The sequence below is a fragment of the Stenotrophomonas sp. YJH_SMC_105-26 genome, from assembly GCF_059368915.1.
In genome coordinates, this window is sequence record NZ_JCAFSD010000010.1 from 129,511 (window position 1) to 139,881 (window position 10,371).

Consider the following 10,371-nt stretch of genomic DNA (forward strand, 5'->3'; position numbering starts at 1 on the left):
ATGTCCTTGTGGGGGTCAGCCGTCTTCACGGATATCCAGCGGTGGCAGCGCAGCGACGATCTTCTGCGTTTCCAGGCTGACGGTGACCACGCGCTGGAACAGTTCCAGCGGGTACTTCGGGTTGCCCATGGTTTCGATGGCCCAGTCGTTGGCGTCGTTGACGATGCCGCTGGCCTTGTCCACGCGCAGGGCCTGGCGTTCCATCACCCAATCCAGCGCGGCCTTGCCGTTGACGGTGTAGCCCCATGCGGTTTCGGGAATGTCGCGCAGTGTGATTTTGCCGTTGTAGATCACGGTGCCGCGGTCGTTGACGGACTTGCCGGTGTCCGGGTCTTTCTTCTTGGCGAACTTCATCTTCTCGACGCGGTAGTCGGCATCCAACAGCTTGCCCTTGGTCTCGATGGTGAGCGGGTACTTGTCCACCGTTTCGTAGTTCAGGTGCAGCGCGGCGAGGTCGCGGCCGGCGCGGCTGAAATGCCAGAAATCCTGTGCCGTGCGCACACGCGGGATGCGCGGCAGCTCCTTGCTCAGGTTGTCGGCATAGCGTTCGCGGTAGTCGGGGGAATGCAGCAGGCCGTAGATGTAATAGAACAGGTCTTCCTTGCTGATCGTCTCGCCCGGATAGGCGGACTGGAAATGCGCGAGGCCGGCATCGGTGATGGCCTCGCGTCGGCGTGGGCCATCATTGGGAATGCTCGCGAACAGGCCGTCATCGGATTGTTGGGCGGCTTCATCGTAGAGATAGAGCGGAAAACACTGGCCCTTCTCAATGGTGTCAAGGGACGGTATATGGCCAGAAATAATCGCGGAAAATCCAGATCGTGCTCCAGCTCCGCTTAGCTGAATTACTACGTTTTTTGCAGCAGCATCTGGGAAGATGCGCGGCATCTGCAGCACCATCTCGTTGAAAGTCCGATTGAAGTACAGCCATTGTTTGGTGAACGGGCGATACAGGCTGGGAACGATGCACTCGGCATCGAATGTGTAGGTGCGATTCTTGGTCAAGTTCTGCTTGAGCGCGCGAGTCCAACTGATGCGGAGTGGGTCGCTGTCAATGAATCCGTCCACGCGCTCCTGCCGCGCCTTGGTGTCCAGTCCAATATGCGCGGCATCGAAGCGCGCCACTTCGGCGTTGTAGAAGCCGATCATGTTGCGCATGTTTTCCGCAAGCTTGGCCTTGCTATGGCTGTAGGCCCAGGCATCTCGGTTGGTGGCCACGCCTAGCGAGAAGTTGTCGAACATCTTGGACGCGTCGCCCTTCTTGTCGCCCAGCGAGATGAAACGCCCGAAGCTGTCATCGCGCTGCTTCAGCCAGTCGCCATGCGCATCCGGGATGATGTGCTGCCATTCCTGTTCGGGAATACCGTCGACGCTGGCATAGGCTTCTATCCTGCCCAGCTTCTCATCGCGGCTTAGATCGTCACCAATATCGTGGTAGTAGACGTGACCACGCTGATTGGCTTCAGGATTTCTGATCAGAAGTGAGATGGCAATGCCCGCCATGCTGCCGCTTCCGAAAATGTTCTGACCTTCCTTCGCTTGTCCTTTGCTCAGCATGTTCTTGCGGATATCGCCGCGGAGATTGAATACATGCAGGCTGGAGAACTCGGCCACTAAGCAGCGCCGCACCCCGTCCATGGCGGCCTTCTCTAGATAGCCACCATTGGTGACGAAACCGATGATGCCGGCATTGCCGATGCGGTCGCTGGCCCAGCGGATGGCACGGACGTAGCTGTCGTAAAGCCCCTTGGACAACGCCGCGCCTGAGCGTGCGGCATAGGTTTCCGCGATGCGTGCATCCAACGCCGGATAGCCGATGTTCTGATTGTTGTCGTTTTGGCTGCCTTGTCCGATCGAATACGGCGGATTGCCTACAATCACGCGAATGTCGAGCGTCTTCTGCCGCCTGCGCCGCTGGCTGTTGTCCACCAGCAGCGCATCGACCAGATCCTCCTTCTCGTACATCTGGAAGGTGTCGGTCAGGCAGATACCCTCGAAGGGCACGTAGTCGCCGCCGGCGATGCCGTGATACGTGGCCTCGATATTGATCGCGGCGATGTAGTAGGCCAGCAGCACAAGTTCGTTGGCGTGGATCTCGTGCCGGTACTTGTGATCCAGCTCTTCCGGCTTGATCAGGCCGGACTGCAGCAGACGGGTGATGAAGGTGCCGGTGCCGGTGAAGGGGTCGAGGATGTGCACGCCATTGCTGCCGAGGGTCTGCCCGAACTCCTGCTCCAGCAAGTGATTCACGCTGTGCAGGATGAAGTCCACCACTTCCACCGGGGTGTAGACGATACCCAGGCGCTCGGTCATCTTCGGGAAGGCGTTGCGGAAGAACTTGTCGTACAGCTCGACCACGATCTTCTGCTTGCCGGCGGCGCTGTTGATGCCTTCGGCGCGCAGCTTCACGCTGTCGTAGAACGCCTGCAGGGTGTCGGCTTCCTTCTCCAGGTGCAGTTCGTCGAGTACGTCGAGCACGGCCTGCATCGCCTTGGACATCGGGTTGTGGCTGGCGAAGCTGTAGTCGGCGAACAGCGCGTCGAACACCGGCTTGGTGATCAGGTGCTGGGCCAGCATCTCGATGATCTCGGCGTCCGAGACCTTGTCGTTGAGGTCGTCGCGCAGTTCGTTGGCGAAGGCGCTGAAGGCTTCGCGGGCCTTGGCCTGACTGGGGTCTTCCAGCAGCGCCTTGATACGGTCGATGTGGGTCTGCGCGATTTTGGCGATGTCGTTGGCCCAGTCCTCCCAATGGTGGCGGTTGCCGCACTTCTCGACCACTTTGGCGTAGAGCGCGCGCTCGACTTCGCCGATCTCGAACTCGAATTCGCTTTGCACTTCGGCTTCGTAGCCGGGCTGGGCTTCACCGATACTGTGCCTGCTCTTGGCTTTGGCCGCCTTGCGGGCATTGCCGTCCAGCAGCCGCGCGGTCTTGCGCTGCACCGTGTCGGCGACGGCGACGACTTCCATCCGGCTGCGGTCCGGGCCGACGAGGTCGAGCTTGTTGACCATCGCGTCGAAGCGGTCGTCATGGCTGCGCAACGCCTGCAGCACCTGCCAGACCACTGCATAGGTGCGGTTATCGTTCAGCGCTTCGTGCGGCTCGATGCCGGCAGGGATCACCACCGGCAGCACCACGTAGCCGCGCTGCTTGCCCGGGGCATTGCGCATCACCCGGCCGACCGACTGCACCACGTCCACCTGCGAGTTGCGCGGAGTGAGGAACAGCACCGCGTCCAGCGCCGGCACGTCCACGCCTTCGGAAAGGCAGCGCACGTTGCTCAGCACGCGACAGGTGTCCGGTGGCGTGGGTGCCTTGAGCCAGTCAAGCTTCGCTTCCTTCTCGCCGGCGTTCATGCTGCCGTCGACGTGCTTGGCCTCGCAGGTCATGCGCGCGGCGTCTTCGATGTCCTCGGCGTCCTGGTAGGCGTCCACGACCGCCTTGAACATGTCGGCGATTTCCTTCGAGCTGACCTTGTGGGTCTTGCCACCCCGGCTGGGCTCGATGACCTGGCAGAACGCGACCGCGCGCTTCATCGGTTCTGCGCTTTCGCCGGCACCCTCGTGGATGCCGAGCTTGGCCAGCGCCTTCCAGCAGCCGACGATCTTGGCGGCATCGTCCACGCGCAGGCTGTTGTCCTCGTCCTTCAGCAGAGTCTGGAGGCGGCGATTGATGTGGCTTTCCTCGACTGCCAGCACGATGACCTTGTAGTCGACCAGCAGGCCGCGCTTGACGGCTTCCGAGAAGGTGATGACGAACAGCTGTTTGCCGTACCAGGCCTCGTTGTCCATCGAGTACAGCGCCACGTTGTCGCGCTCGGCCACGGCCTTGGCCTCGTTGCCGTAGATGCGCGGGGTGGCGGTCATGTACAGGCGCTTGCCGGCGCGGATGTAGGCGGCGTCGTGCACGCGCACGAAGGCGGATTCGTCGTCGCCTTCGAAGGTGGCGCCGGTGGTGCGGTGGGCCTCGTCGCAGACGATCAGGTCAAAATCGGCCAGCCCCTGCTGCTGGGCGTCGTGGATGACCTCGATGGAGTGGTAGGTGCTAAACACCACGGTCATGTGCGCGTTGTCGCTGCGCGCGGCGACACCTTTGGCCAGTGCGCGGGCGTCGGTGGTGGCCGGGTAGCGCAGTTCGTGGGCGAGGGTCTGGACGGCGTCGTCCTCCTTGCGGCCCTTCTTCTTGCCGACGTCGCTGTCGGAACACACCGCGAAACTGTGCAGGGGAATCGCGCTTTCCTGGGTCCACTCGGTCAGCGTCTGCTGCAGCAGCGACAGGCTGGGCACCAGGAACAGCACGCGGCCGCCCTTGCCAGCCATGCTTTCCGCGATCTTGAGACTGGTGAAGGTCTTGCCGGTGCCGCAGGCCATGATCAGCTTGCCGCGGTCTGCGTCCTGCAGCCCGGCGGTGACCGCCTTGAGCGCGGATTGCTGGTGCGGGCGCAGGGATTTCTTCGCCTTCAGCGCGACCGGGGCGTTGGGCTGGAAGCGCGACCAGTCGATCTGGCTGGCTTCGAGATCGTGCAGGGTGATCTTGCTGACCGGCGGCTGCTGGTCGATCAGCGCGTTTTCGGCATTGTCGGACCAGTGGTCGGTGCTGGAAACGATGACCCGGTGCGCGAATGGCTTGCGGCCCGAGGCGGTGAAGAAGCTGTCGATGTCCTTCTTCTGCAGCCGGTAGTCCGGGTCGTAAAACTTGCACTGGATGGCGTGGATCGCGCCGGTTCCGGCTTCCTCGGCGACCAGGTCAATGCCGTCATCCTTCGCGCTGAAGCCGTGGGCGGGCGCCCAGTCGGACCAGGTCCAGACCTTGGCATACAGGTCGCGGTAGGTGGCCTCGTTGCGCAGGTAGGCCAGGATCAATTCTTCGAAGTAGGTGCCCTTCTCGCGCTCGGTCATCGAGGACTGGCGCAGGGTGTCGAGCAGAGTCTCAAGTACGGTCACAGATTCCGGATCCTGGCAAAACGGTGAATCGAAGGAAGAAAGGGGGCGACAGGACTCCCACGCCATTTGAAATCAATGACATTCATGGCATCGCGTGCCCCCTCCAGACCTCGATTCTAGGTGCCGCCGGCTCAAAGGGCGACAAGCGAGGATGATCGGTCACCGGAATCGTTGCCCGGATCCACGTAGGCGACCGGGTGCCAGCCACCGGCGGGGTGGTGGAAGGACTTCGCACTCGCCCCTGGGCGCCGGCAGTTGTCGGATGACCCGGGCGGACTCCAGCCTGTCGACGAAGTCGTTGACGGGCGTGTAGAAGTTCGGAATCCGCTCGTTCTCTTCGTCGGTGAAAACCCAGTAAGCCAGCCTTCTCTTGGCGAACCCTGCGCGCTGGGCCTCGGCGCGGGCGGCGTACTGGGTGACGAAGAGCCTGTACAGCGCCCTCTCTGGGTAGAAGCTACGCCGGACCCACGCGGCGACGTCCCTCTGGTTGAAGCGATCACCCGGGGACCGCTTTGCCACGAAGTGGTCATGGGCCAGGAGCTGCCAAAGAACCGGGTCCACTCCGAAGATCCAGGCATCTTCATGGGCTCGAAGGCAGGCGGACCGAATCGCCGCTGGCACGGCGTCCAGGAGCTCGCTGACGCGGTCTTCCGCGCTGACCCGATACTCGCGCAGGATCCGCTCGATCCGCTCAGGCGAGGTCAGTTCCATGAGATGGCCCAGGTCCTCAGCGTGTCTCGCACGCTCCTGGCGGCGCATGTAGGCCTTCCGGCCCTCCTTGTCCCTGGTCTCCTGGGCCTCGCGTTCCTTGCGGGCCTGGGCCGCCTTGGCCATCTGCTCCCGCAGCTGTGCGATCTGCTGGTTCCTCGCCGCAACCTGCTCGTCCAGTTCCTGCTTGGAAGCCCCCCACTCCGCTACCGCCTCGGGACAGGAGATCCAACTGCGATTGGCAGCGTCATCGAGCACGGCGTGCTCGAAGGCGGCCAGGTCGTGGGGAGTGTCGCGGTGCAGCTGGGACAGGTCGATCTCGACCATCCTCCGGCCCTGCGCCTGGACGCGCGCCGCCTTGATGTCGCCAACGGCATGGGTCACGCGGATCTCGATCAGCAACTCGCCCACCTCATCCCGGGCAACGACATCGGGCTTGTAGCTGCCCAGCGATCGCTCGATCTCGATGTCGCGCAACGACATGCTGCGGCTCGGCTGGTCGACCTTCCGCCCCCAGTGGAGCCGGCCATCGTCGTCACGGGCATGCGGCGGGTTGGGCATGTCGATCGGGTCGCCGGTCCAGGCCGGGATCACCAGCCGCTGGTGGTCTGCGATCAGCTGCTTGGCCCGTTCGTGAATTCCGGTTTCACGACCCGTCTGGCAGCCGGTGTCAGTCAGGTGGGCGAAGTGGGGGCGCTTGCGGCGACTCTCCTTGGCCTTGGCCGACAGCGGGGCATGGCACCCCGGGCAGATGCAGCCGCACGCCTTGCCTTTGGACACCTCGCTGGGGGCCCAGACACGGCCATCCTTCAGGCCAAACGGGACGCGGAACCCGCCACGCCGCGCCAGCGGGTTGCCCGACGGATTGCGAAGTGAGAACGGCTCTGGGATGGTGTCCATGGCGCTTTCCTTGATCGGAGGGAAAGCAGAAATTCGCGGCAGGCCATGGACGCAAACAGATCTAAACCCGCCCAAACGGGTAATCCACAGGTTGAATCCCTCCAATTGGCGCTTGAATGGCTGGATCGGGAGGGGGGACAGCAGCGCAATGCCCGGGTCCTTCGGGAGGTCATGGACACGACCCTGACCGCCATCTCGCGCGGCGAGCCGCCCCCCGAGACGGACACCACTACCCTTCGGGCGCTCTTTCAGCAGTTGGAAGGAACTGGCGATGGCCAGTCCAAGGTATTCCGGGCGGCCGAGCTGGGGAACTGGTGGGAATCGCGACAGGAACAGCTTCGACAGCGGTGCGCTCAGGCAGGCTCTGCCCTTACCCCTTACCTCGTGGTCAAGAAAGGGGGGCGGCCGTGGCCTGCCCTCTCGGCTGTCTTTCGATTTCCGCCCGACGCCCGAAGCGGAGCCCGAGGAGGACGTCGCGCCACCAGAGGCCGATCCGACCAAGATCCGCTACCAGATGGATCCAGCCAAGCCAGCGCTATGGCTCCGGCTGTTGGTGGGCAGCCGGCCATTCCCGGTGCAGTCCTGGCGCGGCTACGTGCTTATCGGAACCGCGGCCTTGAACATGGTGCTCATCGGACTCGTCTGGTTCTGGCTGTACACCTCATGGAGCCGTGGCCACGCGGTGACCACCGCGACACTGGCCCAGCTCGGCCTGGTGATGCTGGTGACGGCCGGGCTCTGGTGGTTGTTGCGGCCGGTGATCCTTCTGCCCACACAGCGGGTAACCATAGCGGAGCCCTCGTTCCTGGCGCTGAGCGAGCTCTACGGTCAGCTCCGCACCATGCCGGCGCCAGGTCGAAAGTTGAAGTCCCGAGAGTTCTCCGTCGTGCGCCACTGGGGCACGTGCCCGATCTGCTCGGCCGAGGTGGATCTGGATTACGGACGGGCCGCGTTTCCTGACCGATTGGTTGGTCGCTGCCATGATGCGCCGCTGGAGCACGTGTTCTCGTTTGACCCGGTGCGCCTTGTCGGGCGGTCATTGCTTAACGCGCAAGATGCAGGCTGAAGGAGTGGGCTCAGCCGCCCTACCCCGATAAACGTCCCCTAATCGCCTATGGCTGCATCATGTGGCAGATGGCCTAATCGGTACATCGGCCACATACGGTGTCGATACTTGACAGCCGCCCAGTGTCCATCCGGTTGGCATCTTTCCGTATACCACCCCGATCCAACGGCCACCGTCTACCGGATGCAGATGAAGCTCGTTGGACCATTGGACAGGGAATCATTTGGATCCTGGCTGCCCATCTTCCATCCTCCCATTTCGCGGCGCGGGGCCGGGCCAAAGCCCTCGCTCGAACGCAGGATTCAAGAACTGGGACAAAGCTTCGATCTGCTCGCCAGACAATGAAGCCCGCACTTCCTTGGCTATGCGTGCGCGCTGCTGCTCCGGCAGTTCTTGTGGCGCACTAGCGTCGTCCGGATCGGGCTGACCGGTTCCGGCACGTTGCAGCGGCATCGCTGCGCGAGCCAAGTCGTTTAGCAGGAAATGTAACACCTCGTCCTCTACTCGGCATTCCGCAAGGACACGCTCGCGGATGTAGTCAGCGAGTGATCGGCCTTCTATGCGGGCGGACTCGACAAGCTTGCGCTTCTCCTCGGAGGTAAAAGCGACCCTCACGGATTCGTTCCGAACGTCAGGCATTCACGTCTCCCGACTCATCGTCCGACTGGAAGGCGCGCACTGCCGGTTCGGCCGTCACTTGCTTGTGGCAGTTGACTGCTCGACCTGCTTCACCAGATCGCGCTTCTGCGTCTTGCTGAGATCATTCCAGCGTAGGAGCAGCTTGGCCAACATTTCGTCCTCGGTGTACAAGAACGCAGCAGGGACATTCAAGGCTTCCGCAAGCTTCTTCGCCATCTCGGCGCGAGGCTCATGCACGCCGCGTTCGTACTGGTTGACGCGAGGGCTCGCCACTTCAGGCTCCATACCGGCCAAAACGCCAAGCTGAGCCCGGGAAAAACCCGCGCGCTTGCGGGCTTCGGCCAGTCTCCGGGCAAAGATCGGACGCGAGGTGTCGGACACTGGGCCCCCTACGGTTGGAACCATAGGATGGCGCAAGCGTCCACGCTTTCACACTAAGATATACTTAGTATCCGGTCAAGTCTTCAAGGATCCAACTGCTTCATGGGCCTCTATCTGGTCGCACCTGAGCACGGCATAGCCCTCGAGGTCCCGATCTCGGAGTCGGACGAGCGCGCCCTCGTTCGTCAATGGGCCCGGTTGCGAGAGGCGACCGCGCGTGAGCGATTCAACATTAGGCTTGGCAAGCACTTGACCAGCGCACTGTCTGAAGCCTTGGACTGGGACATAAAAGCACCAACTGATGCCCAGATGGCTCTGGCATCGGTGCTTGCCCAAAAACTAGCTACGGATGTGCCGCCCGGGGCATTGTCCTCCCGGTTGGAGATGTCACTTTTCATCGACAAGGCGTCTGCTCGCCTCCGCGACGGCTGACCGTGCGCTCGGAGGCACTTCTAGAACGGTGCCGAGCCTAAGCGCATCAGATTCTCAGCAAGTTGCTGCTCTGCTTCCGCGGGCTGCACTGCCCACACAGCACTCAATCCGAGTACGGCGAACGACGCCTCCCACGGAAGAATAGAGCGGCCATCAAATTGCGCAAACGGACCATCGGATTCGGTGAGCACCCTCTCCCTTGGCATGCGATCCACCAGAGCGCGTCCCTTTGAACTCCCTAGCATCGCTGGGCCCACACTGAACCAGCATCCCTGCTCCACCGCCTTGTCGACCTCTTTCGCCGTACCACTGAACCAATGAAGGATAGGAATTCCAGCGCTCGGATGCCCTGCCAGCCGACTCAGAACGTCTTTGCTAGCGCGGCGGCTGTGTAACGAGAGGATCTTGCCCCCTGCATTGGAGCAGGGGTTCTACCCCGAAATCACGGACGGTTGTGAAAGAGCTTGGAACTCCCGATCGCGCCTGGCGACTCTTCGCCGCATCCTCGGGTTATGGAACCGCTCGACGTATTCGAACACATCAGTCTTCGCTGCATCGAGTGTCAGGTACTTCGTGCGGTAGATCCGCTCGCGCTTGAGCACGCCGAAAAACCCTTCGCAGGCCGCGTTGTCGCCGCAGTGTCCCACCGCGCTCATCGAACAGACCAGGCCGTTTCTCGACAGATACCGCTGGTAGTCGCCGCTTCGGAATTGACTGCCGCGATCGGAATGCAGGATCACCGGCTCCGCGCCTTGCCGCTGCCATACCGCCATCTGCACCGCCCGGATCACCATGTGCCGGTCCTGCCTGTGGTGCATCGACCAACCCACCACGCGCTGGTCGAACAAATCCAGCACGATGCATAGATACAGCTTGCCTTGTCCTGTTTTGATCTCAGTGATGTCGGTGACCCATTTGGTCTCCGGCTCCAGTGCGGTGAAGTCCCGCTCCAGCAGGTTGCGCACGCCCGGAGGCGTGAGCGCCGGCCGTCCGCGCTGACCGCGCCGCTTCGGGCGCGGCCAGCCCTGCAAACCCTCGGCCGCCATCAGTCGCGCCACGCGGTTCAAGCTGGCCGACTCGCCCTGATCGACCAGGTCTTCGTGCATGCGACCGGCGCCGAGAGTGCCACGGCTGTCCTCGTGCATCTCGCGGATTCACGCGGCTGACCTGCCCCCACTGGCCATACCAGTGATTACTGATAAAGCCCGGGGTTGAAGGTTACTGCGTTGTCGGCTTGTTGTGCTCGGTGGTTGGCAGCGAACTGGGCAGGCGGGATTCGACCGCAGCTGCTGTGTGGTCGCACC

7 protein-coding genes and 1 pseudogene are annotated in these 10,371 nt (G+C 62.6%); 2 read left to right on the plus strand and 6 right to left on the minus strand.

All coding sequences use genetic code 11. The features are described 5' to 3' along the window. Positions 1 to 15: 15 nt before the first annotated feature. Together AC5P7F_RS18650 and AC5P7F_RS18655 are read right to left on the minus strand one after the other, a co-directional pair. On the minus strand, positions 16 to 4,941 hold the full coding sequence (locus AC5P7F_RS18650) for a DEAD/DEAH box helicase (RefSeq protein WP_440572919.1): 4,926 nt from the start codon (positions 4,939 to 4,941) through the stop codon (positions 16 to 18). Between the two features lie 159 nt (positions 4,942 to 5,100). Further along, the gene (locus tag AC5P7F_RS18655; RefSeq protein WP_229302575.1) at positions 5,101 to 6,549 is read right to left on the minus strand and encodes a competence protein CoiA family protein; all 1,449 of its coding nucleotides are present in this window, start codon (positions 6,547 to 6,549) and stop codon (positions 5,101 to 5,103) included. Positions 6,550 to 7,063: 514 nt separating this feature from the next. Here AC5P7F_RS18655 and AC5P7F_RS18660 point away from each other — a divergent pair. Continuing rightward, entirely contained in the window at positions 7,064 to 7,615 is a 552-nt protein-coding gene (locus AC5P7F_RS18660; protein WP_152905440.1) for a hypothetical protein, read from the plus strand. A 219-nt stretch (positions 7,616 to 7,834) separates the two neighbouring features. On the opposite strand, the gene AC5P7F_RS18665 is transcribed toward AC5P7F_RS18660, so the two are convergent. After that, positions 7,835 to 8,254, minus strand: coding sequence for a plasmid mobilization protein (locus AC5P7F_RS18665; protein ID WP_005409650.1), 420 nt, complete (start codon positions 8,252 to 8,254; stop codon positions 7,835 to 7,837). A gap of 54 nt (positions 8,255 to 8,308) precedes the next feature. Next, positions 8,309 to 8,635, minus strand: coding sequence for a helix-turn-helix domain-containing protein (locus AC5P7F_RS18670; protein ID WP_080354095.1), 327 nt, complete (start codon positions 8,633 to 8,635; stop codon positions 8,309 to 8,311). Between the two features lie 102 nt (positions 8,636 to 8,737). Here AC5P7F_RS18670 and AC5P7F_RS18675 point away from each other — a divergent pair, with 102 nt between their 5' ends. Beyond that, positions 8,738 to 9,067: a hypothetical protein gene (locus AC5P7F_RS18675; protein WP_005409652.1), complete on the plus strand. Its 330-nt coding sequence runs from the start codon at positions 8,738 to 8,740 to the stop codon at positions 9,065 to 9,067. Positions 9,068 to 9,087: 20 nt separating this feature from the next. On the opposite strand, the gene AC5P7F_RS18680 is transcribed toward AC5P7F_RS18675, so the two are convergent. Beyond that, positions 9,088 to 9,471 (minus strand): TatD family hydrolase, encoded by a 384-nt coding sequence (locus AC5P7F_RS18680; RefSeq protein ID WP_080052373.1) that lies wholly within the window; start codon positions 9,469 to 9,471, stop codon positions 9,088 to 9,090. A gap of 27 nt (positions 9,472 to 9,498) precedes the next feature. Beyond that, positions 9,499 to 10,221, minus strand: a pseudogene (locus AC5P7F_RS18685) (IS3 family transposase); the annotation flags it as partial. Positions 10,222 to 10,371 lie beyond the last annotated feature (150 nt).